The sequence below is a fragment of the Nocardia sp. NPDC057227 genome (assembly GCF_042669725.1).
Lineage (GTDB): Bacteria > Actinomycetota > Actinomycetes > Mycobacteriales > Mycobacteriaceae > Nocardia > Nocardia asteroides_A.
In genome coordinates this window covers 27,345-51,949 of the sequence record NZ_JBHUXA010000020.1, presented here as the reverse complement: position 1 = coordinate 51,949, position 24,605 = coordinate 27,345, and the positions used below count along the sequence as shown (strand labels likewise).

The window sequence follows — 24,605 nt, the reverse complement described above, 5'->3', positions numbered from 1 at the left end:
GCCGCTCCCGGCACGACGCTCGGCTCAGCGGCGCAGCACGAAGAAGTACGGCTCAGCCAGGTCGCGCATGTCCATGATGCCGAGCAGGGTGTGCTCGTCGACCCGCCGAAAGTGGTCGATGATCGGCAGGTGGTCGTAGATCATGGCGACGCTCACCGCGCCGCGGTACTCGATGTCGCGCAGCCGCGCGGTGTACTTGCGGGTGCGCAGCGCGATCCCGAGCACCGGGAGGGCCTTGTTGATCAGCCGGACCCCGGAGAGCGGCACCTTGTCGGTGAGGGTCAGCGGAACGCGGCGCGGGTCGACCGGGAAGACGGCGCCGGTGGAGTCGGAGAAGAGCAGCGGGTGCACCTGCTCGGGGCCGTCGAACTGCTTGCCGTACCAGCCGGAGGCGACCAGCACGCCGGCGAACGGATGCCCGGTGTCGAGCTCCTCGCCCTGCCAGCGACCCAGCGTGACCTCGTCGGCGCGGGCGGCGGGCAGGCCGTCGAACAGCGCCCATGCCTGCTCGGGGGTGGCGCCGGACTGCTGCAGCAGCGCCAGCTCGGCCGCTGCGGTGGCAGCGCTGTCGATCGCGACCATGTCGGTGTTCTCTCCTCGTGTCGGGGCCCGTGCAACGATCAGAGTATCTGTCTCTCAGGGTATCGGTCAGAACGGCTCGTCCGGCGCCAGCCTGCGGATCTCCGGGAGCTGCGCGTCCAGCTCCCCGGTCTCGAACCGGGTGGTGCCGACGACGTGCCAGAACTGCCCCGCCGTGTCGCCGGAGACCTTGTATCTGCCGTCCGGCGCCAGCGCGGCCCAGCCCTCGGGCAGGCCGAGCAGCGCCGCCCTGATCCGCGGCTCCGCGATGTCGGCGAGATCCCAGAGCAGCACGGTGCCGTCGTCGCCGCCACCGGCGAGCAGCTTCCCGGCGGGGTCGAAGGTGATCGACCAGACGCGGCGGCGGTGTCCCTCCAGCGTGTGCAGGTGCCTGCCGGTGGCGATGTCCCAGAGCCGCACCACCAGGTCGTCCCCCGCGGTGGCGAGCAGCCCGGTGACCGGGTCGGCGGCGGCGGTCCAGAGCCGGTCGCTGTGCCTGGTCAGCTCGTGCCTGAGCGCGCCGGTGCGGAGGTCCCAGATCCGCGCGGTGGTGTCCCAGGAGGCGCTGATCACCGAATCGCCGTGGAAGGCGACGGCGTACACCCGGTCGGTGTGGCCGCTCAGGGTGCGCACCAGCGCGCCGGAGTGCACGTCCCACACGCGGACGAGGGAGTCGTCGCAGCCGGTGGCCATGAGCGTCCCGGTGGCGTCGAAGGCGATCGAGCGCACCCGGCCGCGGTGCTCCCGGCACACCAGGTACTGGGCGCCGGTGGTGCGCCGCCAGAGCACGACGGTGTCGTCGTCGTTGGCGGTCGCCAGCAGCGCGCCGGTCGGGTCGAAGGCGCTGGCCCAGATCGGCGCGGCATCGACGCCGAGGTGCCGCTCGTAGAGTCCGGTGCCCAGGTCGAGCATGCTGAGCCTGCCGTCGTTGCCGACGGTGGCCAGGGTCTGCGGCCTGCCAGGCACGAAGGCCGCCGACTCGTAGGTGACCAGCCGATCCTCGCTGCCGACGAGCCGGCGCCCCGCGCTTCCGGTCACCGGGTCCCAGAGCCGGACGCTGCCGTCGTTGCCGCAGGCGGCGAGCAGGCTGCTGTCGGCGTTGAAGGCGACGGTGCGGATGCTGCGGCCGTGCCCGGTGAGGGTGTGCCTGCAGAGGCCCGTGCCCGGGTCCCACAGCCTGGTGGTGAACTGGTCGTCGGTGACGGCCAGCTGGCCGCCGCCGGGCCGGAAGGCGAACGGCCAGACCGACCCGGTGTGCGCGGTGAGCCGGTGCCTGGTGACCGCGGTGCCCGCATCGCGCACGCAGACAACGCCCGCGCTGTCGGCGGAGGCGAGCAGGTCACCGGCCTGGTCGAAGGCGACCCAGTAGAGCGCGGCGGCATGGTCGGCGGCGGTGTGCGCGAGCGCGCCGGTCGCGGTGTCCCACAGCCGGATCACACCGTCGGTGTCGCCGGAGGCGAGCAGCGGCCGGGCCGGATGGAAGGCCAGGGTGTAGACGGCCCCGGTGTGCCCGGGCAGGTCGTGCAGTCCGGTCGCGGGATTCCACAGCGCCAGCGCGCCGCGGGCGCCGCCGACGGCGAGCACGGTGCCGGAGGGGTCGAAGGCGAGCCGGTACACCGCCCCGGTCGCCGCAGTGAATCGGTGCAGCTCGGCGCCGGTCCCGACGTCCCGGACCCGGACCGTGCCGTCCCGGTATCCGGCGGCCAGCCGGGTGCCGTGCACGGCGAGGGTGTAGATCAGCTCGCCCGCCCCTGCGGGCTCGGTCTCGTGCCGCAGTTCCCCCTCCGGCAGCGACCAGACCCGCAGTACGCCGTCCGCGTCACCGGTGGCGAGCACCCCGTCGCCCGCCACCACCGGCCAGGCCCATTCACGATGGCCGCGCAGGATGTTCCTGCTCTCCCCCGTGCCCGGGTCCCAGAGCCCGACATTGCCGTCCCCGGAGCCGCTGATCAGCAGCGATCCTGCGAAGAGCACGGCGAAGGTGCGGGCCCGGTGCCCCTGCAGGGTGCGCAGCGGGCGGCCGGTGTCGGCGTCGTAGAGGTGCACGCCGCCGTCGTCGCTGCCGATGGCGATGGTGCCGCCGTCCGGGCTGTAGGCGATCGGCTGCGGCAGCCTGCCGTGCCTGGCGTGGAAGCCGTGCCGGACGCCGAGCGCGGCAGGCGCGAACTCGGTGATCGCCCGGCCGCCGGGCAGTACCGCCGCGCCGAGCCGATCCAGCCCGTCCGGGGCGCCGGTCACCGCGAGCAGCGCGGTGCGCAGCCAGCGCGCGCCCGCGGTGCGCGCGCCGCTCAGGTCGGTGCGGGTGAGCCGGGCCCGGCTCAGGTCGGCCGCGGTGAGATCGGCGCCGGTCAGGTCGGCCTCGTCCAGCCGCGCCCCGACCAGCCTGGCATCGCGCAGCACCGCACCGCGCAGGTCGGTGCCGACCAGCCGGGCACCGGTCAGGTCGGCGCCGGTGAGGTCGACCTCGCGCAGGTCGCGGTAGGAGAGATCCTCCCCGGCGAGCACGGCGCCGCGCAGGTCGGCCGAGCGCGAGGTGCGCAGCCGGGTGGTCACCCGGATGGCGTTGGTGCGCAGCACCTCGTCGGCGTCCGGCTCGGCGAGCACCAGCTCGGCCCACTCGCGCAGCGAGCGCACGTCGGTGAGGTCGCAGAGGAAGTCCACCGAGAGCGGGGAGAGCAGCGCCTGCGCCAGCTGCGGCGGGGTGCGGTCGCCGTCGCGGAACCGGTCCGCGATGTGATCCGCCACCAGCCACTCCGCCACCGATGCGTGGATGAAGCCGAAGAGGTCCTCCTCGGTGCGCACCAGCAGGCTGCCGGAGCCGATGGCGTGCGCCGACTGCGGGATGGAGAGCCGCTGCGGCCCGACCAGCTCCACCAGCTCCCGCGCGATGTCGGTGAGCTCGGCGCGGCGCAGGTACGGCTCGCCGGTCTCCCAGACCCGCAGCGCGAACGCGGTGATCGCCTGCCACATCTCGGTTACCCGCAGCCCCGGCTGGGCCCCGGGGCCGCCGCTCGCCCGCTCCGCCTCGTGGGAGAGCCAGAATTCGAGGATTTCCCGGTACAGCCCGGCCGCGCCGACCGCCTGCCGCGCCCCGGCCGCCGCACGGAGCCGGCGGTCGTCCAGATCGGCGATGAAGCTGAGCATGCGCGGGTTGCGGGCCAGTCCGAGCAGCTCCTCGATCCCGGTGAGCAGCCGCATCCGCGCCTCGGCGCGCGCGGTGTCGCCGCCGTACCGGTTGGCCAGGAATGCCTGGATCTGCGGCGGGCCGAACTCCTCGATGCCGAAGATGCGCCGCTCCCGCAGCGCCCCGACCCGCTCGCCGAGCGCGGTCAGCACCTGCGCCCGCGAGGCGAAGTGCTGGGTGCGCGCGGCGACCACGATCTTGGCCTTGCCCTCGGCGGCGCGCAGCAGCGTCTCCAGGTGGTCGGCGGCGAACTCGTAGCTGATCCGGTTCACCAGCTCGTCGAAGCCGTCGAAGAGCAGCACCACCCGGCCCTCGGCGAGCATGTAGCGCAGCGCCTTCAGGTCGATCCGGTCCTCGCCGTGGTTGGCCAGGTGCGCGGCGACGAGGGCGTCCACCGAGTGCGTCTTGTCCAGGTGCCGCAGCTCGACCAGGATCGGCACCAGCGCGGGCATGGTCTCGGTGATCCGGCGCGCCAGCTCGCGCAGCGCGAAGGTCTTGCCGCGCCCGAAATCGCCGAGGACGAGCACGAACCGGCCCTGGTCGGCGGCGACCACCCGGAGCAGCTCGGCGACGAGGTCGTCCTCGATCCGCTGGTCGCCGTGGTCGAGCACGCGGAACCGCTGCGGCACGTACAGCTCCGGCGGGTAGCGCTGGTCGGTGCGCAGCCGGGCGGCCTGGCCCGCCAGGTAGTCGTCCAGGTCGAGCAGCCCCTGGAACTCACTGAAGCTGCGCACCCGCAGCCCGTACCCGGCGGCCTCCTCGCGCAGCGAGCGCGGCGGCGGCGCGCCGCGGTACACCAGTTCGGAGCCGAATCCCGGCTCGTGCGCGAGCACCGCGTCGACCACCTCGCGGGTCACCTCGCCGACGTGCACGGCGACCCGCGACTGCACGGTCACCCCGTCCACGTCCCTGGTGACCAGCAGGTGCGGCGGCACCGCGGCCACCCGGCGCACGGTGGCGCCCTGGTGCCTGGCCTCGACCACCTCGGCCACCCTGGCTAGCAGCCGGTCGTGCGGGTCGAGCGCCGGGTCGTCGGCGGCCGGGTCCGGCGCCGCCGGGAGCGCGGCGGTGTCGGCGGCCGCGGTGAGTGCCGCGGCGGCCCCGCTGAACTCGACCGGGACCAGCGCCGCCGGTTCGGTGGCGCCCGCGGGGTAGCGGGCGACACCGTCCGCGGTGATGTGCAGAATCTCCGCGGCGCCAGGCGCGGCGGCGGGCAGCACCGGGAGCACGCCGTCCAACCGGTCGGCGAGCACCCCGCCCGGGCCGGGGCCGTGCAGCAGCAGGTTGAGCCGGTTGCCGAGCAGCCTGCTCAGCACCGGCACGTCGTGCAGCAGCGCGGGGTCGCGCGGATCGCCGCCCGGGCCGGGCAGCGGGTCGTGCCGCACCAGCCCGATCCGCAGCCAGCCGTCGTTCTCGAAGGCGCGCAGCCGCTCCGCGAACCAGGCGGCCTGCACCTCGCCGAGCAGGCCGTGGTCGTCCTCGGGCAGGTGGGTGGCGGCCATGGTGGAGTCCAGCCCGGCCACCACCACCCGCAGCGCCGGGATCGGGAACAGCGTCCACGGCTGCCCCACGTCGAAGACCAGGTGCTCCAGCCCCTGGTACAGCTCACCGAAGAGCCGGGTGAACTGCTCCAGCTTCGGGAAGTACGGCGGCTGCGGGGTGCGGTCGCGGGCCTCGCAGTTCAGGAAGTAGGCGTGGCAGGCGGCCCTGGAGACGTCGTGGTTGCCCGGCACCACCGCGATCCGGTCCGGCTCCAGGCCGAGCAGCACCCGCAGCCCGGTGAGGAAGGCGAGCGCCTCGTCCGCCTCCTTGGGCTTTCCTGCCTCGGTGAGGTCGCCGGAGACAACGATCAGCTCCGGCGCCGGCACCCCCGCGTCCACCGCGTGCGTGACGTTCGCCCAGATCCGGGACTGCAGGTCCCGCGCGGTGCCCGGTTCGCTGCCGAGCAGGCCGCGGCCGAAGCGCGGGCCCGCGATGTGCAGCACGCTCACGCCCGGCTGCCGCGGCACCGTGCCCGGCGCGCCGGGGAAGCCCGGCTCGGCCACCGGGACGTGCCGGTTGGCGCGCTCGGCGGCGGCCGCGGCGGCCCGCTCGAGCTCGGGGAAGTGCCGGTCGTCGTAGCGCCCGACGGGAAACCCGGGCGCGGCGGCGGGCTTGTTCCGCCCGGCCAGCACCTGCCGCACCCGGTCGAAGAGCACCGCGCGGGCCCGCTCGGCATCGGCGACGCCGAGCAGGTCGATCCAGGTGAGCGTGGCGAGCAGCCCCTCCGGCGCGCACTCCCCGATCCGGACCGGGATGAGCTTGCCCGGGTCGGTGCGCATGGCGGCCTGCCACTCCATCGTCCCGTACCGGGAGGCCAGGTAGTTCTCCGAGAGCAGCGCCAGCATCACCGACGAATCCCGCACCCCGCGGTCCATGAAGTCGATGAAATTGGTGCCCGGCACGAAATCCCAGGCCTGGATGAGCGTGCTGTATCCGGCCGTCTCCAGCTGCCAGGCCAGCCAGGTCGCCCAGCGCTCGTCCGCTGGTGAATAGCTGACGAAGAAGTCCCGTGCCCGCCCCTGATCCGTCACACCCGACAGTATGGCCCACCCGATGGACATGTCCCGCAGGCGATTACTGCCATGATGGGGTCGTGCCCGAGCCGGTCGACACCCCCTCGCCACGCCGCACCTCCACGCTGGATCGCCTGCGGATCGGGCTGTTGGTGGCCGGCGTGCTCTGCGTCGCCACGGGGCTGCTGCCGCGCGCCGAGGCGGTGGCGAACATGCGCCGGATCGGCCCGCTGCTGCTCTTCCTCGGCAGCGTCATCGTGCTGGCCGAGCTGACCAGGCGGGCCAAGGTCTTCGACGTCATCGCGCACCGGCTCGCCATCGCGGGCCGCGGCCGCTACCCCGCGCTCTTCGCGCTCTGCGTGGTGTTCGCGGCGGGCACCACCATCCTGCTGAACCTGGACACCACCGCGGTGCTGCTCACTCCGGTCATGCTGGCGCTAGCGGGCCCGGCCCGGATCCCGCCGCTGCCGCTGGCCATGACCACGCTCTGGCTGGCCAATACCGCCAGCCTGCTGCTCCCGGTGTCGAACCTCACCAACCTGCTCGCCGCCGAACGGATCGACCTGAGCGCCACCGAGTTCGCCGGCGTCATGGCGCTGCCGCAGCTGGCCTCGATCGCGGCGACGGCGCTCTGCCTGTGGTGGTTCTACTGGCGGCGGCCGCACCGCGACGCCGACACCTACCTGCCGCCGGAGCCGATCCGGCTGGACGGGCCGCGGGACCGCAATCTGCTCGTCGCGACCTCCGCCGCGTGCGTGCTCTTCGTCGCGGCGATCCCGCTGCTCGGCGAGCAGATCGGGATCGCGGCGGTGCTGGCGGCGGCGCTGGCGGTGACCGCCTTCGCGGTCTGGGACCGCGCCGCACTGCGCTGGTCGCTGCTGCCGTGGCGGCTGCTGGTCTTCGTGGTGGGGTTGTTTCTCGTGGTGCCGACGCTGAGCCGGTTCGGCCTCGGCGAGCTGATGGGCGCGCTGATCGGCGTCGATCCCGGCGCGGCAGGCGCCTTCCGAGCCGCGGCGGCCGGTGCCGGGCTGTCCAATATCGCCAACAACCTGCCCGCCTACACCGCGGGCGAGGCGGTGGTCCCGGTGGCGAACCGGACCCAGCTGCTCGCGCTGCTGATCGGCACCAATGTGGCCCCGATCGTGACGCCGTGGGGCTCGCTGGCCACGCTGCTGTGCCTGGAGTTCTGCCGGGCGCACGGAGTTTCGGTGCCCATGCGCCGGTTCGTGCTCACCGGGCTGGTGCTGGCGGTGCTCGCCACCGGTGGCGCGGTCACCGCCCTCGTACTGACCGCCTGACGGTCCCGGGTGCGGTCACCGTTCTTGTGCCAACCGCCCGCCGGTCCCGCCCGAGCACGTCGCCGCTCTCGTGCCGACGGCCCGGCCCGGGGCACGGTCGCCGGGCTGCTCAGCCGGGCAACCCGCTCACCCGGACCCCGGCCGCCGACTCCACCAGCCCGGCCAGTGCGGGCAGCACCTCGGGGCGGGCCGCGACGAAATCGATCGCGCCCCCGGCCGGGGTGATGTGCTCGGCGAGCGGTGCGCCGTCGAAGCCGACGATCCGCACCCCGGCCTCGCGCGCGATGAGCGTGCCCGCGGGCAGATCGATCTGGCCCGCGCCGTAGCCGACGAAGCCGTCGATGTCGCCGCGGCTCAGCATGATCCAGCAGAGCAGCGGCGACCAGAGCTGGATCAACCTGCGGGAACCGGCCTCCAGCGTGAGCCGCAGGGCCCGCGCGGCGGGATCGGTGCGCCGGATCGGGTAACCCTGCAGCCAGGCCAGCACCGGGCCGGAGCCCGCCGCCGGAGCGGAGCCGCAGCGCAGCCTGCCGTCCGGGCCGTGCGCCCCGTGCCCCCGGATCGCCGACCAGGTGTGGCCCGCCACCGGTTCGTGCACGACGCCGAGCACCGGGGACCCGCGGTGGCAGAGCGCGATGCCGACGGTGCAGACCGGCAGCCCGATCGCGATGTTGTTGGTGCCGTCCAGCGGGTCGACCACCCAGGTCCAGTCGTCGTCGAAGCCCTCCAGCAGCCCGGATTCCTCGGCGAGCACGCGGTGACCGGGGAAGGCGCCGCGGATGCGATCCAGGATGATCCGCTCGGCGCGCAGGTCCAGCTCGGTCACCAGATCGCCGCCCGCGTCCTTGACGCTGATGCCGAGCGCGCCGTGCAGCCCGCCCCTGATCACCGCGCCCGCCTCCTCGGCGGCCGCGATCGCCACCCGGGCGGCGGCCTGCGCCACCGTGCTCACCGTCGGCGCGGCGAAGCCGCCCGCCCGGATCAGGCCGGGTGCGGTCGCCGCCTCACGTGTTCGCATGGGTCTGCCTCCGCTCGCCCGGCCGGGTCCGCTCGACCGTCGCACCAGTGTCATTCATCGGGCCTCCGGTCGCTGGTGGCGTCGTCGCGCAGCCGGGCCAGAACGAGTCCGGCCACCCGACGGGTCTCCTCGGGGGTGCACACGGTCCGGTGCACCCGGTGGTCGTGGACGTGCGGCGGGGCGAGCGACAGGTCGGGCCTGCCGTGCCGATCCCGGCCGAGCGCGACCGTGGCGGCCTCGCCGCCCACCTCCGATACATGGAATACACCGTGCGGCAGGTCGTACACGTCGCCGCGCCGGAAGAACTCCCGCGACCTGCGGCGATACGAAACCATGCGGTCCGTGCCGCGCACCTGGTCGCCGTCGCGTCCGCTGTGGATTTCGTAGAGCCGGTGGGTCGGCGCAACACCACCGGCGTCGATCTCCACCACTTCGTTACCGACCTCGCCGTAGAGCACCGTGCTCACCAGGTCCCAGCTGTGCGCGTGGATCGCCGACGTGGTCGAGGAGGAGCGCACCCCCTCGGTCCACACGTGCAGGCAGACCCCGTGCCCGGCCTCCCGGAACACCGGGAAGCAGACGAAGCCGAGCGGGTGCCGCACCGCGTGCGCGGGCCGGTCCCCGGTGAGCATCGCGGCCAGGTAGCAGGCGGCCCACGTCCGCACGGCATGCGGGCGGCCGCCATCCAGCAGCCGCTGCAGCAGGCGGTAGTCGGAATCGGAATGCGGGGCGATGCTCTTCATGCGGGGCTCACGGGGTCAGCGGGCGTCGATCAGTAGGGATTCCTCGGTTGCAGCGCGCGGCGCACGATGTCGGCGACATCGCGGTCGGTGAAGGTGGCCGGCAGTGGCAACGCGAGCGCGTCGAAGAGCCTGCGCACCTGGTCCACCGAGGGCTCGTCGGCCAGCGGCACGGTGTCCGCCCGGCTCAGCTCCACCTCCCGCGCCTGCTTGAAGCTGGCCACCAGCTCCCGGCTGAGGTCGCGGTAGTAGGGCTTGTCCCGCTCGAACATGAGCGCGGGCGAGTTGGTGCTCTCCTGGGTGACGATCACGCAACTGGAGGAGAGATCCCAGCGGAACGTCGACATCACCTTGGACAGCCCGACTCCGATGGTGAGGAAGGTGAAGCGCTGCCGGTACCAGCAGGCCGCGAGCACGGTGGCGAAGGCCTCGCGCCGGGTGCGGTCGGTGGTCCACGCCTCGCCGGTACGGTCGCCCTCCGGGGTCAGCGAAGTACGGAACTGGGCGTAGATCTTGCAGAGCTGCTCGTCCAGGGGGTCGAGGATCTCCAGCTGCATGCGCAGTGGCCGCTGCTCCCGCCTGGCGTTCTCCACGCAGGAGCGCAGCGTGACGGCGCGGATGTAGGTTCCGGTGCCGCCCTTGAAGATCCACTGCTCGGTGCCGCCGCGGGCCAGCGTGTGCGCGTGCCCGATGGCCGAGCCGTACAGCAGCTGCACCGACGACGCGTCCCTGAGCGCCTGCGCGGACAGGTGCCGGTCGCGCAGCAGCGTGCCCGCGAGCAGGCCGAGTACCAGCAGCACGATGGCGTTGACGCTGTCCACGTCGATCAGATCCAGCACGGCCAGAATGCCGACGATGAACGCCAGGACCAGCGCCACGAGCCCGTCGATGTTGTTGCGCAGCCACGCCAGCGCGCGCGTCATCGGAACTCCCCTCCACGTGTGCGTCCAGCATACGGGTGCGGTGCGTACGACAGACCCGAACCGGGACCGATTGCCTCACAGGGGTGTTGGGGGATGAACGAAGAACAGCGACTGCCCGCTCGGCGGCAGAGCCGCCGCGGCGCCGGAGTCCGGCGCCGCGCGCGGTCAGTTCGCGGTGTCCCCGCCGCGCGGCGCGCGGGTGGCGGCCGCGGCGGCGCGCACCTGCTCCGCCACCAGTACCACCTTGCCGAGCACGCCGTTCACGAAGCCGGGCGAGTCGTCGGTGGAGAGCTCCTTGGCCAGCTCGACGGCCTCGTCCACCGCGACCACCGGCGGCACGTCCGGGGCGTGGAACAGCTCCCACACCGCGATCCGCAGGATGGCCCGGTCCACGGCGGGCAGCCGGGAGAGCGCCCAGTCCTGCAGGTAGGACTCGATCGTGTTGTCCACCCGATCGAGGTCGTCGGCGACGCCGTCGACCAGGGTCCGGGTGTAGGGGTGGACCGGGGCGACCGTCTGGTCCCGGCCTGCCAGGTCGACCCGCTCGTCGGCGAGCACGGCCGGGTCGACATCTCTGGCCTCGGCCTCGAAGAGCAGGTCCACTGCCCGGCGGCGGGCTTTGTGCCTGGCGCCGAGCTTCTTGTACGCGGGCTTCTTGTCCGCGGGCTGATCCGCCACGTCTCGGGTCGCCGGGGTCGTCAGGCGTTGACCCGGCCGAGGTAGCTGCCGTCGCGCGAGTCGATACGCAGCTTGTCGCCGGTGTTGATGAACAGGGGCACCTGCACCTCGGCATCGGTCTCCAGGGTGGCGGGCTTGGTGCCGCCGGTGGAGCGATCGCCCTGCAGGCCGATGTCGGTGTGCTTCACCACGAGCTCGACGGTGACCGGAAGCTCGACGAAGAGCGCCTCACCCTCGTGCGTGGCGACCTGCACCTGCATGTTCTCCAGCAGGAAGCGGGCGCCGGGGCCGACGGTGGACTCCCCGATCGAGAGCTGATCGAAGGTCTCGCCGTCCATGAAGATGTAGTCCGAGCCGTCGTGGTAGAGGTAGGTCATGTCCCGCCGGTCGACCGTGGCGGTCTCCACCTTGACGCCCGCGTTGAAGGTCTTGTCGACCACCTTGCCGGACAGCACGTTCTTCAGCTTGGTGCGCACGAAGGCGGGGCCCTTGCCCGGCTTGACGTGCTGGAATTCGGTGATCTGCTGAAGTTGACCGTCGATCTTCAGCACCAGGCCGTTCTTGAAGTCGCTGGTGTCCGCCACTGTGCTCGGGTCTCCTCGTTGTCTGCGTATGGGGGTTCGCGGCGACCGGGTCAGCCGACCTCGGTCAGGTCCTTGCCGGTGCGGGTGAGCAGTTCCGGGCCCTCTTCGCGCACCACGAGCGTGTCCTCGATCCGGACTCCGCCGCGGCCGGGAAAGTACACACCTGGTTCGACGGTCACCGCCACGCCGGACAAGAGTGTACCGGTTGCCGTTTTCGCGATACCCGGCGCTTCGTGGATGCGCAGCCCGACCCCGTGCCCGAGGCCGTGCACGAAGAACTCGCCGTGCCCGGCCGCCTCGATCACCGCGCGTGCTGCGGCGTCCACGTCACCGGTCCTGGCGCCGGGGCGCAGCGCCTCCCGGCCCGCCCGCTGCGACTCGCGGACGAGCTCGTAGACCTCGCGCTGCCACGCCGCGGCGGGGCCGAGGACGAAGGTCCTGGTCATGTCGGAGTGGTAGCCGTCGACGATCGCGCCGAAATCGATCTTCACGAAGTCACCGGCGGCGAGCACCGCCCCGGTGGGCCGGTGGTGCGGCACCGCGGAGTTGGCGCCCGCGGCGACGATGGTCTCGAAGGCGATCCCGGCGGCGCCGTGCTCGAACATGGCCCACTCCAGATCCCTGGCCACCTCGCGCTCGGTGCGGCCCGGCCGCAGCCCGCCGCGCTCGAGCAGGGTGGCGAGCCCGGCGTCGCCCGCGGCGCAGGCGGCGGCGAGCCGATCCACCTCGTAGCCGTCCTTGACCATCCGCAGCTGCTCGACCAGCCCCGGCACCGCCACCAGCTCCAGCCCGGTGCGCTGCTCCGCCAGCGCGCGGTGCTGGTCGACGGTCATCACGTGGCTCTCGTAGCCGATCCGGCCCAGCTGCCACTCCCCCGCCAGCTCCACGATCCGCGGCGCGCAGGCGCGGGCGATCTCGGCGCGCAGATCGGGCACCTGCTCGGCCACCTGGCTGCGGTACCTGCCGTCGGTGCAGAGCACCGTGCGCTCCTCGGAGCCCCGCATATCCCACGAGTGCACGAGAAGCACGGCATTGGAGCCGGTGAAGCCGCTGAGATAGCGGATGTTCACGAGATCGGTGACGAGCAGGGCGTCGACGCCGTTCTCCACCAGCAGGCTGCGCAGCGCGGCGCGGCGGCCGGCGTGATCGGGAACGAGCGGGGCACCGGTGGGCGACCCGGGGGGCTGTGGCGCTGGATCATCGGGCATGGCGTCGAAACTACTCCGCCGGGCCGCTCCGGCTACCGGGGAAAGGCCGAGTTGTGCACAGCTCCGGAGTTGTCCACAGGGACGGGATCGGCGGTTCCCGGCCGCGTTCCGCCCCGGCACGCTGAACGCATGTCCGCTTCCCTCGCCCTCCCGCTCTTCGCCGCCTGGTGTGCTCTCGCCTCGCTCGTCGATCTGCGCACCCACCGGCTGCCCGACCGGCTCACCGCGGCCGGTGCGCTCGCCGTGCTCGGCTATGCCGCGGGCACCGGGCAATTCCTTCCCGCGCTGCTCGGCGCGGTACTGCTCGCCGGGGTCTATCTGGCGGCACACCTGGTCGCACCCGCCGGAATCGGCGCGGGCGACGTGAAACTCGCGGTCGCGCTCGGCGCGGCGGCGGCCTGCGCCGGCGCGCGGGCCTGGGTGTGGGCGGCACTGCTCGCCCCGCTCGGCACCGCCGTCGCCGGGCTGGTGCTGCTCGCCCTGCGGCATCGGCGCGGGCTGCCGGTGCGCGGGCAACCCGTGCCGCACGGCCCGGCCATGTGCGCCGCGACCCTGTTCGCCGTCGCCACGCCGATGGCGGTCGGCCAGGGCGGCCCGTCGTGACCGGCACGCCGGGCCGTGTGCCCGGGCACCCCGCCCGACATGGGAGGATGAACCCGTGTTGCGCTGGATAACTGCCGGAGAATCCCACGGTCCCGCTCTCGTCGCCCTCCTCGACGGGATGGTCGCCGGCGTCGAGGTGACGTCGGAGGAGATCTCCGCACAGCTCGCCCGCCGCAGGCTCGGGTACGGGCGCGGCGCCCGGATGAAGTTCGAGGCCGACAAGGTCACCGTGGTCGGCGGCGTGCGGCACGGCCGCACCATGGGCGGCCCGATCGCCATCGAGATCGCCAATACCGAGTGGCCCAAGTGGACGACGGTGATGTCCGCCGACCCGGTCGACGCGGCCGAGCTGGCCGAGCTGGCCCGGAACGCGCCGCTCACCAGGCCGCGTCCCGGCCACGCCGATTTCTCCGGCATGCTCAAGTACGGCTTCGACGACGCCCGCAATGTGCTGGAGCGGGCGAGTGCAAGGGAGACCGCGGCCAGGGTGGCCGCGGGCACCGTCGCCCGCAACTTCCTGCGTCAGGCCTTCGGGGTCGAGGTGATCTCGCACGTGATCTCGATCGGCACCGCCCGCAGCACCGCCGAGCACCTGCCCGGCCCCGGTGATCTGGACGCCGTGGACGCCAGCCCGGTGCGCGCCTTCGACGCCGACGCCGAGGCCGCGATGATCGCGGAGATCGAGGCGGCCAAGAAGGACGGCGACACCCTCGGCGGCGTCGTCGAGGTGATCGTGACCGGGCTGCCGATCGGGCTCGGCTCCTTCACCAGCGGCGAGAACCGGCTGGACGCCAGGCTCGCGGCCGCGCTCATGGGCATCCAGGCGATCAAGGGCGTCGAGGTCGGCGACGGTTTCGAGACCGCGCGGCGGCGCGGAAGCGAGGCGCACGACGAGATGCGGCCCGGTCCGGACGGCATTCTGCGTTCGACCAACCGGGCCGGTGGGCTCGAGGGCGGGATGACCAACGGCGAGCCGCTGCGCGTGCGCGCCGCCATGAAGCCGATCTCCACGGTGCCGCGCGCGCTCGCCACCGTCGACATGTCGACCGGTGACGAGGCCGTCGCCATCCACCAGCGCTCCGACGTGTGCGCGGTGCCCGCCGCGGGCGTTGTCGCCGAGAGCATGGTGGCGCTGGTCGTCGCGCAGGCGGCGCTGGAGAAGTTCGGCGGCGATTCGCTCGCCGAGACCACCGACAACGTCAGGCGCTACCTGGAGCGGCTGGAGGCCCGTCCGCACGTGCCTGCGGGCAGCCGCTCACGATGACCGCGCCGACCGGCCCCCACGCCCCGCGCGTGGTGCTGGTCGGACCGCCCGGCGCAGGCAAGTCGACCATCGGCAGGAAGCTGGCCAGGGAACTCGGCGTCCCGCTGTACGACACCGACGCCGGGATCGAGGAGGAGACCGGGCGGACCATCCCGGAGATCTTCGCCGCCGACGGCGAGCCGGAGTTCCGCCGGATCGAGGAGCGGGTGGTGCGCCGCGCCGTGCTCGACGAACTCGGCGTGGTCTCGCTCGGCGGGGGTGCCGTGCTCTCCGCGAGCACGAGGGCGCTGCTGCGCGAGCGCACGGTGGTGTACCTGGAGATCAGCGTCGCCGAGGGGCTGCGCCGGACCGGGGCGAGCACCGGGCGGCCGCTGCTCAACGGCGCCGATCCCGGGGCCAAGTACCGGGAGCTCATGCGCATCCGGCGGCCGCTCTACCGCGAGGTCTCCAGCATCCGGGTGCGCACCGACGGGCGCAGCCCCGGCCGCGTGGTGCGGGCCATCCTGGCCGAGCTCGGCGTCGAGATCGACACACCCGAGGTCGCCGCGCCCGCCGCCGCTCCCATCCCGGCGCACGGCGGCAGCCGTTCGCGGGCGCGCCGCCGGGCGCGGGCCCGCGCCGCCGGGCGGAAGGGGCAGGAGCCCGCCGTGCGCGGTGAGGCCGACCGCGCCGCGAAAACGGCGGGCAGCACCAGGACCCCTCCGGAACGCGCGGCGACCGAGCGCATCTCGGGCGACCGGGTCGCCGCGGAGGGCACCGCGGCCCGCGCGCCCCGGCGGCGGCGCCGCAGACGTCGGGTCACCGCCACCGGGCGCCGGCCGGAGGCCACCTCCGACGGCGGCACCACGACCGGAGCCGACGCGCCGGGCGACTCCGGCACGGCCGGACGAGCCGGAGCCGCCGGAAATCCCGACGCCGCTCATGCCCGCGGCACCGGAAACCGGGACTCGGCTCGGGCCGGGGATGCCGGAGAGTCGTCTTCCGGGGGATCCGCCGACCCGGCCGCCACCGGCACATCGTCCGCCGAGGGCGGCGGGCGGGCGCGGCGCGCCAGGGCCCGGCGCGGCCGCGGCCGCAACCGCCTTCAGACCACACGCACAGATTCGGAGCACACGTGACAGAGCCGATCCGTCTCCAGGTCCGCACCGCCGACCCGTACGAGGTGATCGTCGGCCGCGGGCTGCTCGGCGAACTCGTCGAGTCCGTCACCGCGGGCGGCGGCGTCCGCTCGGTGGCGATCTTCCACCAGCCGCCGCTGGCCGAGACCGCGGAGGCGGTACGCGCCGCGATCGCCGAGAGCGGGGTGGACGCGCACCGGATCGAGATCCCGGACGCCGAGGCGGGCAAGGACCTCGCGGTGGCCGGGTTCTGCTGGGAGGTGCTCGGCCGGATCGGGCTGACCCGCAACGACGTCGTGGTCAGCCTGGGTGGCGGCGCCGCCACCGACCTGGCCGGTTTCGTCGCCGCCACCTGGATGCGCGGGGTGCGCATCGTGCACGTGCCGACGACGCTGCTGGCCATGGTGGACGCCGCGGTCGGCGGGAAGACCGGCATCAACACCGAGGCGGGCAAGAACCTGGTCGGCAGCTTCCACGAGCCCGCCGCCGTCCTGGTCGACCTGGTGACGCTGGAGACGGTGCCGCGCAACGAGATCGTGGCCGGTATGGCCGAGATCGTGAAGACCGGGTTCATCGCCGACCCGGTGATCCTCGACCTCATCGAGGCCGACCCGCAGGCCGCGCTCGACCCCACCGGCGACGTGCTGCCCGAGCTGATCCGCCGCTCCATCCAGGTGAAGGCGGACGTGGTCGGCACCGACCTCAGGGAGGCCGGGCTGCGGGAGATCCTGAACTACGGCCACACCCTCGGCCACGCCATCGAGCGCCGCGAGCGCTACCGCTGGCGGCACGGTGCCGCCGTCTCGGTCGGGCTGGTCTTCGCCGCCGAACTGGGCAGGCTGGCCGGGCGCCTCGACGATGCCACCGCCGACCGGCACCGCAGCATCCTGGCCGCGCTCGGGCTGCCAACCGGATACGACGCGGACGCGCTGCCGCAACTGCTCGAGCACATGCAGACCGACAAGAAGACCCGCTCCGGGGTACTGCGCTTCGTGGTACTGGACGGGCCGGCCAAACCGGGCCGCCTCGAGGGGCCGGACCCGGCGCTGCTCGCCGCCGCCTACTCGGTGGTCGCCAAGCAGCCCACGCCGAACAACGGCGCCGTCCTGCTCTGACGCCGAAGGGGCGGCCCCTCCCGGGACCGCCCCTCTGGACGAACGCCACCTGCCCCTGCCGAGTGCTCTCGGCCGGGCGCGGCGAAACTATGCGTGCGCGGCCTGCGGCTGGGCGCCGGCCTTGCGACCACCACCGGCCCGGCGGCCGATCGCGCCGCCGATCAGCGCGGGCACGAAGATCAGCAGCACGATGAACGCGGCCCCCGCGGTCAGCTCGAAGAGCAGCCCGTTGTCCCCGAGGTCGAACCGGGGCAGCAGGTCGAGGATCCAGGACACCAGGCCGCTGCCGATCCCGCCTGCCAGCGCGGCCCGCAGCCAGCGCATGGTCAGGTCGGCGCCCTCGCCGCCGCGCTCGATGCGCGCGCGATCGGCCCTGCCGTCCAGCACACCCCAGGCGACGACCGCCGCCAGCAGCACCAGCAGGCAGAGCAGCCGCAGCACTCCGCCGTGGGTGGGCCAGTTCACCATCGCGAAGCCGAGGACGGCCCGCAGGAACACCACCAGCGCGCCGAGAACCACCGCGCGCAGCACCCATGTGTTCATGTCCACCTACCGTTCATGCCCATCACCATAACCAAGGCACCGTACCGCTCCTGCGGAAATGCCGGGGTCGCCCGGTCCGGGGTGTCCGAGACGGGCGGAACAGGTCAGCCCGCGAGGGTCGCGGCGAGCGCGGCGCGCATGGCCGCGCGCGGCGCCCGCTGCCCCGTGAACTGCTCGACCTGACCGAAAGCCTGATTCAGCAGCATCTCCAGCCCGCTCACCACGGTGTGCCCCGCGGCCGAGACGGCGCTCGCGAGCGGGGTCGGCCACGGGTGGTAGAGCGCGTCCAGCACGACCGGCGCCCGAGCCACGGCGGCCGCGACCGCGCCTGCCGCGTCGGCGGGCACGGTGCTGATCACGACGTCGGCGCCGCCGCAGCGCTCGCGCAGCACGTCGAGCCGGAAGTCGGTGTACGCGGCGCGCAGCCCGAGCCGCTCCGCCAACTCCAGCGCGCCGGCGGCCCGGCCCGCGTCGCGGGCCACCACGGTCACCTCGGACGCACCGAGATCGCGGAGCGCCAGCAGAGCGGGGCGGGCGGTTCCACCGGCGCCGAGCACCACGGCCCGCTCGACCGCCGCCACCCCGGCCTCGCGCAACGCCCCGGCGACCCCGTCGACGTCGGTGCAGTCGGCCCGCCACCCGGCCGCGGTCCGCACCAGGGTGTTCGCGGAGCCGACCAGCACGGCACGATCCGTGCGCGAATCGGCGACGGCCAGCGCCGCTTCCTTGCCGGGCATGGTCACCGAGAGCCCGGCCCACTCCGATCCGAGCCCGGCGACCAGCCCGGGCAGCGCGGCGGCATCGCACTCGATCCGCTCGTAGCTCCAGTCCAGCCCGAGTGCGCGGTAGGCGGCCAGGTGCAGCTGCGGCGAGCGCGAGTGCGCGATCGGACTGCCCAGCACGGCGGCGCGCCGCACACTTCCGGCCGCGGGGGCACGGCCGCCGTCAGCGCCCACTGTCGAGGATCCCGCTCTCCAGGGCGCGGTCGATATTGCGCAGGTGCTCCGCGTAGGACTCGGTGAAGAGCGTGGTGCCCTTCTGGTCGATGGTCACGAAGTACAGCCACACACCGGGCGTCGGGTTCTCCATCGCCTTCAGCGCCTCCAGCGAGGGCGAGGAGATCGGGGTGGCGGGCAGCCCGGACATGGCGTAGGTGTTCCACGGGGTCTTGGTGGCCCGGTCCGCGTCGGTGGTGGCCACCTCGGTCTTGTCCAGTGCGTAGTTCACCGTCGAGTCGAACTGCAGCGGCTGGTCCACCTTCAGCCGGTTCACGATCACCCTTGCCACCTTGCCCATGTCCTGGGGCAGCGCCTCGCGCTCCACCAGCGAGGCCGCGATCAGCGTCTCGTAGGGGGTGAGCTGGTTGGTGGCGCCGGATTGCAGCAGCCCGGAGGCCTCGTAGCTGCGCGCGCTCGTACTCACCAGCTGCGCCAGGATCTGCTCCGGGGTGCCGCTGGGATCGAAGTCGAGCGAGCCCGCCATGATCAGCCCCTCCAGCTGGCGCTGCCGGTCCGGGACCTCGCGCACCGCCTCCCGCGCCCACTCCGGGACGCCGAGCGCGGCCAGGTCGGCGGAGGCGCCCGCGGCGTCGAGCTGCTCGTAGGTCACGCATTTCGGCGTGGTGCCGACGCAGCTGGCCGCGGCGATCTTGGTGTAGATGCCCTCCTTGCGGGCGGTGGTGTTCACGTCGTGCTGATCGTGCAGCTGCCTGCCCTCGGAGATCACCACGTTGCCGACCCGGCTCGCGCCGCCGACCAGCTCGGCGACGGCAGCCGCGGCCGGGCTGCGGCTGGGAATGGCGTAGAAGCCGGGCTGCACGCCGCTCATCGCGGCGTTCTGCACGGCCGCCTCGTAGAAGGCGGCGCTGCTCGCGACCACGCCCTTGTCGTACATGGAGGCGGCGATCTGGGTCGCGGTGTCGCCGGACTTCACCTCGACCACCACCGGGTCGCCCGCGGGGCCGGCGAAATCCTCGGCCGGGGTGTAACCGCCGATCAGCTTGCTCCCGACGTAGCCGACCGCGGCCACCACCAACACCGCGAAGAGCGCGCCGATCAGCCAGAAGTTGCGCCTGCGGCGCTTGCGCTCCTCGGCCTTGCGGGAGGCGATCCGGGAGGACTTGCGACCGGAGCGGCCGGGCCCGCGCCGCGCGCGGGTCCCCGTCTCCTCGTCGTCGCGGCGCTGCCTGGACTCGCCCGCGGGGCGCGGCTTGCGCGGGCCGCGGCGCGGCGGCTCCTCGTCCGGGTAGTGCTCGGGGTCGGCGTGGCCGGGCGGGTCGTCCGGGTAGACCCCGTCGCCGGGGTAGGCGCCCGCCTGGTACGGCTCGTCGGGGTAGCCGCCCGGCAGCTGGTCGTCGTAGCGGGGGATGACCCTGGTCTCGTCGTCGTAGCCGTCCCACTCGGGTTCGGCGGCCGCGGGGGCCCTGCGCTTGTAGCGGCGCTCGGCCTCCTTCTGGCGGTAGCGCTCCTCGGCCCGCGCCCAGCGCTCAGACATGCCGGGACGCCTTCCCCCGGCTCGGGCGGTCAGACATGCGGCGGCACCTCGCCATCGGGTCCCACCGTGCGTTCGACCGACTTCACCACCGAGCTCCGTTCGTCCAACCAACCCTGCAGGATCGCCACCGCCGCCGCCTGGTCGATCACCCGTCGGCTGCCGCGTGCGCGAACCCCGCTGTCTCGCAATGCACGTGCAGCTGACACGGTAGTCAACCGTTCGTCGGAGAGTCGGACGGGAACCGGTTGGACCGCTTCCCGCAACCGATCCGCGTACGCGATGGCCACGGCGGCCGACGCGCCGTTCTCCCCCCGTAATGTCCGGGGCAGCCCGACGATCACCTCGACCGCTTCATACTCCCGCACAATCTCGGCTAACCGCGTGATATCCGGCGCCGTGGCGGAATCCGAGCCCGGCCCCTTCGCCCGCGCCACGGTCTCCACCGGGGTCGCGAGGATGCCGTCCGGGTCGCTGGAGGCCACGCCGACGCGCACGCTGCCGACGTCGATGCCGACCCGCCTGCCGCGACCGGGGTCGCTCGCCGGATCCGGCCGGTCGGCGGGGCGGGCGCCCGCCTGCGGCCCGTGCCGTTGGGAATCAGCCATCAGCCGGCGAGTTCACCCACCCGGCCGCGCACGGCGGCGAGACCTGCCTCGATGCCCGACGGGTCGGAGCCGGAGCCCTGCGCCATCTCCGGCTTGCCGCCGCCGCGGCCCGCGATGCTCGGGCCGAAGCCGGCCACCAGGTCACCGGCCTTGATGCCGAGTTCCTGGGCGGGCTTGTTCACCGCGACCACGAACGGCACCTTGCCGTCGGCGTTGCCGAGCAGCACCACCACGCCGGGCTCGCTGCCGAGCCTGCCCTTGATGTCGGTGGCCAGGGTGCGCAGGTCGCCGCCGCCGATGCCCGCGGGCGCCGCGGCCGCGACCAGCAGCACCGAGCCGACCCGCTCGGCCCGCTCGGCGAAGGTGGCCGCGCTCGCCAGCACGGCGGCGGTGCGGTTGCGCTCCAGCTCCTTCTCCGCCACCTTGAGCCGCTCCACGAGCTGCTCGACCCGGGCGGGCACCTCGTCGGAGGGCACCTTGAGCGAGGAGGCGACGCCGGCCAGCAGCGCCCGCTCCTTGGCCAGGTACCGATACGAGTCCAGCCCGACGAAGGCCTCGACGCGGCGCACGCCGGAGCCGACCGAGGCCTCGCCGAGCAGCGTGATCGGGCCGATCTGCGAGGAGTGCTGCACGTGCGTGCCGCCGCAGAGCTCCATCGAGAACGGGCCGCCGATCTCGACGACGCGCACCTCGGAGCCGTAGTTCTCGCCGAAGAGCGCGAGCGCGCCCATCCGCTTGGCCTCGGTCAGGTCGGTGACGAAGGTGTTCACCGGGAAGTCGGCGCCGACCCCGTCGTTGGAGACCGCCTCGATGTCGGCGCGCTGCTGCTCGGAGAGCTGGCCCTGCCAGTTGAAGTCGAAGCGCAGGTAGCCGGGCTTGTTCAGGGAGCCGGCCTGCACCGCGTTCGGGCCGAGCACCTGGCGCAGCGCGGCGTGCACCATGTGCGTGCCGGAGTGGCCCTGGGTGGCGCCGCGGCGCCAGGCCGGGTCGGCCTGGGCGAGCACCACGTCGCCCTCGGTGACGGCGCCCTGCTCGACGGTCCCCTTGTGCACCCACAGCTTCTTGGCGATCTTCTGCACGTCGTCGACGCGCAGCCGGAGCCCGGTGGCGGTGATGGTGCCGCGGTCGGCGATCTGCCCGCCGGACTCCGCGTAGAGCGGGCTGCGATCCAGGATCACCTCGACCTGCTGCCCCTCGGAGGCGACCGGTACCCGGACCCCGTCGGCCAGCAGCGCGAGCACGGTGGCCTCGGAGGTCAGCTCGGCGAAGCCGGTGAACTCGGTGGCGCTGCGATCGATCAGCTCCTTGTAGACGCTGAGGTCGGCGTGCGCGTGCTTGCGGGCGGCCGCGTCGTCCTTGGCGCGCTGCCGCTGCTCGGCCATGAGCGAGCGGAATCCCGCCTCGTCCACGCTGAGCCCGGCCTCGGCGGCCATCTCCAGGGTGAGGTCGATCGGGAAGCCGTAGGTGTCGTGCAGGGTGAACGCCTCGGAGCCGGGAATCGTGCTGCTGCCCTTCGCCTTCACCTCGGTGACGGCGGTGTCGAACAGGGTGGAGCCGGTGCTCAGGGTCTTGAGGAAGGCGGTCTCCTCGCCGACGGAGACGGTCTCGATCCGGCGGAAGTCGGTGCCGAGCTCCGGGTACGAGGGCGCCATGAGCTCGGAGACGACGGTGATCAGCTCGGCCATCACCGGCTTCTCGGCGCCGAGCAGCCGGGCCGAGCGCACGATCCGGCGCAGCAGCCTGCGCAGCACGTAGCCGCGGCCGTCGTTGCCCGGGTTCACCCCGTCCGAGATGAGCATGGCGGAGCTGCGCGCGTGGTCGGCGATCACCCGGAAGCGCACGTCGTCGCCGGGATCGGCGCCGTAGCCACGGCCGGTGAGCTGCTCGGCCTTGGCGATGATCGGGCGCAGCAGGTCGGTCTCGTAGACGTTCTCGACGCCCTGCAGCAGCATGGCGATCCGCTCGACGCCCATGCCGGTGTCGATGTTCTTCTTCGGCAGCGTGCCGATCGGCGGGTGGCCCTGCTTGGGGCTCCGGTCACCGCGGATGTCCTGCATGAAGACGAGGTTCCAGATCTCGATGTAGCGATCCTCGTCGGCGACCGGGCCGCCGTCGCGGCCGTAGGCGGGGCCGCGGTCGTAGTAGATCTCCGAGCACGGGCCGCCCGGGCCGGGTACCCCCATGTCCCAGTAGTTGTCCTTGCCGTCGCGGAACTGGATCCGCTCGGCCGGGATCCCGGCGACCCGCTGCCAGATCTCGGCGGCCTCGGGGTCGGACTCGTAGGCGGTGACCCAGATCCGCTCCGGGTCGAAGCCGTAGCCGCCCTGCTCCTGCGACTTGGTGATCAGCTCCCAGGCGAAGCCGATGGCCTGCTCCTTGAAGTAGTCACCGAAGGAGAAGTTGCCCGCCATCTGGAAGAAGGTGTTGTGCCGCGTGGTGATGCCGACCTCGTCGATGTCACCGGTCCGCACGCACTTCTGGACGCTGGTCGCGCGCGGGTAGGGCGGCTCCTCCTGCCCCAGGAAGTACGGCTTGAACTGCACCATTCCCGCGTTCACGAACAGCAGGTTGGGGTCCGCCAGGATCAGCGAGGCGCTCGGCACCTCGGTGTGTCCGGCACGGACGAAATGGTCCAGGAAGCGCCGTCGGATGTCGTGGGTCTGCACGGAAGTCCAGCCTACCGGCCCGGTTCATCCGATTTTCCGCTGCCCGGCCCGGTGCGCAGCCCGCGCACGATCCGGCGCAGTTTTCCGACCCTGGCGGCGACCTCGCGCTCGGCGCCGTGCTCGGTCGGCGCGTAGTAGTCGACGCCGACCAGCTCGTCCGGCGGGTACTGCTGCGCGAGCACCCCGCCGGGGTGGTCGTGCGGGTAGCGGTACCCCTGCGCGTTGCCGAGCCCGGCGGCGCCCGCGTAGTGCCCGTCGCGCAGGTGCGGCGGCACCGAACCGGCCTTGCCCGCCCCGACGTCGGAGAGCGCCGCGCCGATCGCCGCGACCACCGCCCCGGATTTCGGCGCGGTCGCCAGGTGGATGGTGGCCTGGGCCAGCGCCAGCTTGGCCTCCGGCATGCCGATCAGCTGCACGGCCTGCGCGGCGGCGATCGCGGTCTGCAGCGCGGTGGGGTCGGCCATGCCGACGTCCTCGCTGGCGTGCACGACGAGCCTGCGCGCGATGAACCGCGGGTCCTCGCCCGCGCTGATCATCCGGGCCAGGTAGTGCAGCGCGGCGTCCACGTCGGAGCCCCGGATGGACTTGATGAACGCGCTGATCACGTCGTAGTGCTGGTCGCCGGCGCGGTCGTAGCGCACGGCGGCCTCGTCCACGCTGGCCTCGACCAGCGCCAGGTCGACGGTGCCCCCGGTGGCCGACGAGGTCGCCGCCTCCAGCGCGGTGAGCGCGCGCCTGGCATCGCCGGCCGCGATCCGCACCAGGTGCTCCATGGCCTCGTCGGTGACGGTGTGGGCACCGGCGAGGCCGCGCGGGTCGGCGAGCGCGCGCCGCAGCACCGCGCGGATGTCGTCCGGGGTGAGCGGGCGCAGCTGCAGCACCAGCGAGCGGGAGAGCAGCGGCGAGACGACGGAGAAGGAGGGGTTCTCGGTGGTGGCGCCGACCAGCAGCACGATCCGGTTCTCCACGGCGGCGAGCAGCGCGTCCTGCTGGGTCCGGGAGAACCGGTGCACCTCGTCGATGAAGAGCACGGTCTGCTCCCCCGCGGTGAGCCTGCGCCTGGCCAGCTCGATGACGCCGCGCACCTCCTTGACCCCGGCCGACAGCGCGGAGAGCGCCTCGAAGCGGCGGCCGGTCGCGGTGGAGACCAGCGAGGCGAGTGTGGTCTTCCCGGTCCCCGGCGGGCCGTAGAGCAGCACCGATGCCGCACCGGAGCCCTCGACCAGGCGGCGCAGCGGGGAGCCGGGGCCGAGCAGGTGCTGCTGGCCGACCACCTCGTCCAGCGTCTCCGGGCGCATCCGGACGGCGAGCGGAACCAGGTCGCCCGCACCGCGGAATTCGACCGCGGCGAATTCCGGCTCGGCGGCCGCCGATCCGGGCACGTCGAACAGCCCTTCGCTCATGGGTTCGACCGTACCGGCCGGGTCGGAC

At 73.3% G+C, this 24,605-nt stretch carries 18 protein-coding genes and 1 pseudogene; 5 read left to right on the top strand and 14 right to left on the bottom strand.

The window, feature by feature from the left end; genetic code table 11:
- Positions 1-24: 24 nt before the first annotated feature.
- Together ACFUJ1_RS24800 and ACFUJ1_RS24795 are read right to left on the bottom strand one after the other, a co-directional pair.
- The gene (locus ACFUJ1_RS24800; protein ID WP_378649259.1) at positions 25-582 is read right to left on the bottom strand and encodes a DUF4334 domain-containing protein; all 558 of its coding nucleotides are present in this window, start codon (positions 580-582) and stop codon (positions 25-27) included.
- A 66-nt stretch (positions 583-648) separates the two neighbouring features.
- Positions 649-6,336, bottom strand: a complete 5,688-nt coding sequence (locus tag ACFUJ1_RS24795) for a TIR domain-containing protein (protein ID WP_378649257.1) — start codon at positions 6,334-6,336, stop codon at positions 649-651.
- Positions 6,337-6,398: 62 nt separating this feature from the next.
- On the opposite strand from ACFUJ1_RS24795, the gene ACFUJ1_RS24790 reads away from it, so the two are divergent.
- Positions 6,399-7,616: an SLC13 family permease gene (locus ACFUJ1_RS24790; protein ID WP_378649255.1), complete on the top strand. Its 1,218-nt coding sequence runs from the start codon at positions 6,399-6,401 to the stop codon at positions 7,614-7,616.
- A 109-nt stretch (positions 7,617-7,725) separates the two neighbouring features.
- Here ACFUJ1_RS24790 and ACFUJ1_RS24785 read toward each other — a convergent pair whose 3' ends face one another.
- The 6 genes from ACFUJ1_RS24785 to ACFUJ1_RS24760 form a co-directional block, all read right to left on the bottom strand.
- Positions 7,726-8,634, bottom strand: a complete 909-nt coding sequence (locus ACFUJ1_RS24785; RefSeq protein WP_378649253.1) for an inositol monophosphatase family protein — start codon at positions 8,632-8,634, stop codon at positions 7,726-7,728.
- Between the two features lie 50 nt (positions 8,635-8,684).
- On the bottom strand, positions 8,685-9,377 hold the full coding sequence (locus tag ACFUJ1_RS24780) for a hypothetical protein (RefSeq protein WP_378649251.1): 693 nt from the start codon (positions 9,375-9,377) through the stop codon (positions 8,685-8,687).
- Positions 9,378-9,406: 29 nt separating this feature from the next.
- Positions 9,407-10,297, bottom strand: coding sequence for a hypothetical protein (locus tag ACFUJ1_RS24775; protein WP_233019295.1), 891 nt, complete (start codon positions 10,295-10,297; stop codon positions 9,407-9,409).
- A gap of 165 nt (positions 10,298-10,462) precedes the next feature.
- The gene (gene nusB, locus ACFUJ1_RS24770; protein WP_233019296.1) at positions 10,463-10,975 is read right to left on the bottom strand and encodes a transcription antitermination factor NusB; all 513 of its coding nucleotides are present in this window, start codon (positions 10,973-10,975) and stop codon (positions 10,463-10,465) included.
- Between the two features lie 20 nt (positions 10,976-10,995).
- Complete coding sequence (gene efp, locus ACFUJ1_RS24765) at positions 10,996-11,559, bottom strand: elongation factor P (RefSeq protein ID WP_233019297.1); 564 nt, start codon at positions 11,557-11,559, stop codon at positions 10,996-10,998.
- A 50-nt stretch (positions 11,560-11,609) separates the two neighbouring features.
- A complete protein-coding gene (locus ACFUJ1_RS24760) occupies positions 11,610-12,767 on the bottom strand; it encodes a M24 family metallopeptidase (RefSeq protein ID WP_378649248.1) in 1,158 nt (385 codons plus the stop codon).
- A gap of 129 nt (positions 12,768-12,896) precedes the next feature.
- Here ACFUJ1_RS24760 and ACFUJ1_RS24755 point away from each other — a divergent pair, with 129 nt between their 5' ends.
- The 4 genes and pseudogenes from ACFUJ1_RS24755 to aroB all read left to right on the top strand — a co-directional run bounded on the left by ACFUJ1_RS24755 (position 12,897) and on the right by aroB (position 16,867).
- Positions 12,897-13,370: a prepilin peptidase gene (locus ACFUJ1_RS24755; RefSeq protein WP_378649246.1), complete on the top strand. Its 474-nt coding sequence runs from the start codon at positions 12,897-12,899 to the stop codon at positions 13,368-13,370.
- Positions 13,371-13,425: 55 nt separating this feature from the next.
- Positions 13,426-14,634 (top strand): chorismate synthase, encoded by a 1,209-nt coding sequence (gene aroC / locus ACFUJ1_RS24750; protein ID WP_378649244.1) that lies wholly within the window; start codon positions 13,426-13,428, stop codon positions 14,632-14,634.
- A pseudogene (locus ACFUJ1_RS24745) lies at positions 14,631-15,149 on the top strand (shikimate kinase); the annotation flags it as partial. The gene aroC and the pseudogene ACFUJ1_RS24745, both read left to right, overlap by 4 nt.
- A 599-nt stretch (positions 15,150-15,748) precedes the next feature.
- On the top strand, positions 15,749-16,867 hold the full coding sequence (gene aroB / locus ACFUJ1_RS24740) for a 3-dehydroquinate synthase (protein ID WP_378649242.1): 1,119 nt from the start codon (positions 15,749-15,751) through the stop codon (positions 16,865-16,867).
- 87 nt (positions 16,868-16,954) lie between these two features.
- On the opposite strand, the gene ACFUJ1_RS24735 is transcribed toward aroB, so the two are convergent.
- The 6 genes from ACFUJ1_RS24735 to ACFUJ1_RS24710 form a co-directional block, all read right to left on the bottom strand.
- Positions 16,955-17,410 carry a B-4DMT family transporter gene (locus ACFUJ1_RS24735; RefSeq protein WP_378649240.1) on the bottom strand — a complete coding sequence of 152 codons (456 nt, stop codon included), beginning with the start codon at positions 17,408-17,410 and terminating at the stop codon, positions 16,955-16,957.
- 104 nt (positions 17,411-17,514) lie between these two features.
- Positions 17,515-18,366, bottom strand: a complete 852-nt coding sequence (locus ACFUJ1_RS24730; RefSeq protein ID WP_378649238.1) for a shikimate dehydrogenase — start codon at positions 18,364-18,366, stop codon at positions 17,515-17,517.
- Positions 18,356-19,903, bottom strand: coding sequence for an endolytic transglycosylase MltG (mltG, locus tag ACFUJ1_RS24725; RefSeq protein WP_378649236.1), 1,548 nt, complete (start codon positions 19,901-19,903; stop codon positions 18,356-18,358). The genes ACFUJ1_RS24730 and mltG overlap by 11 nt, the downstream gene beginning before the upstream one ends.
- A 29-nt stretch (positions 19,904-19,932) precedes the next feature.
- Positions 19,933-20,508, bottom strand: a complete 576-nt coding sequence (gene ruvX, locus ACFUJ1_RS24720) for a Holliday junction resolvase RuvX (protein WP_378649234.1) — start codon at positions 20,506-20,508, stop codon at positions 19,933-19,935.
- Entirely contained in the window at positions 20,508-23,174 is a 2,667-nt protein-coding gene (gene alaS / locus ACFUJ1_RS24715; protein ID WP_378649232.1) for an alanine--tRNA ligase, read from the bottom strand. Before alaS ends, ruvX begins: the two co-directional genes overlap by 1 nt.
- Before the next feature lie 11 nt (positions 23,175-23,185).
- Complete coding sequence (locus ACFUJ1_RS24710; RefSeq protein WP_378649231.1) at positions 23,186-24,577, bottom strand: replication-associated recombination protein A; 1,392 nt, start codon at positions 24,575-24,577, stop codon at positions 23,186-23,188.
- Positions 24,578-24,605 lie beyond the last annotated feature (28 nt).

Bases quoted from the DNA above. Each gene is read 5' to 3' on its own strand.
- ACFUJ1_RS24800 (WP_378649259.1), bottom strand. From the start codon at position 582: ATGGTCGCGATCGACAGCGCTGCCACCGCAGCGGCCGAGCTGGCGCTG.
- ACFUJ1_RS24785 (WP_378649253.1), bottom strand. From the start codon at position 8,634: ATGCGAACACGTGAGGCGGCGACCGCACCCGGCCTGATCCGGGCGGGC.
- ACFUJ1_RS24780 (WP_378649251.1), bottom strand. From the start codon at position 9,377: ATGAAGAGCATCGCCCCGCATTCCGATTCCGACTACCGCCTGCTGCAG.
- ACFUJ1_RS24775 (WP_233019295.1), bottom strand. From the start codon at position 10,297: ATGACGCGCGCGCTGGCGTGGCTGCGCAACAACATCGACGGGCTCGTG.
- ACFUJ1_RS24760 (WP_378649248.1), bottom strand. From the start codon at position 12,767: ATGCCCGATGATCCAGCGCCACAGCCCCCCGGGTCGCCCACCGGTGCC.
- ACFUJ1_RS24755 (WP_378649246.1), top strand. From the start codon at position 12,897: ATGTCCGCTTCCCTCGCCCTCCCGCTCTTCGCCGCCTGGTGTGCTCTC.
- ACFUJ1_RS24735 (WP_378649240.1), bottom strand. From the start codon at position 17,410: ATGAACACATGGGTGCTGCGCGCGGTGGTTCTCGGCGCGCTGGTGGTG.
- mltG (WP_378649236.1), bottom strand. From the start codon at position 19,903: ATGTCTGAGCGCTGGGCGCGGGCCGAGGAGCGCTACCGCCAGAAGGAG.
- ruvX (WP_378649234.1), bottom strand. From the start codon at position 20,508: ATGGCTGATTCCCAACGGCACGGGCCGCAGGCGGGCGCCCGCCCCGCC.
- ACFUJ1_RS24710 (WP_378649231.1), bottom strand. From the start codon at position 24,577: ATGAGCGAAGGGCTGTTCGACGTGCCCGGATCGGCGGCCGCCGAGCCG.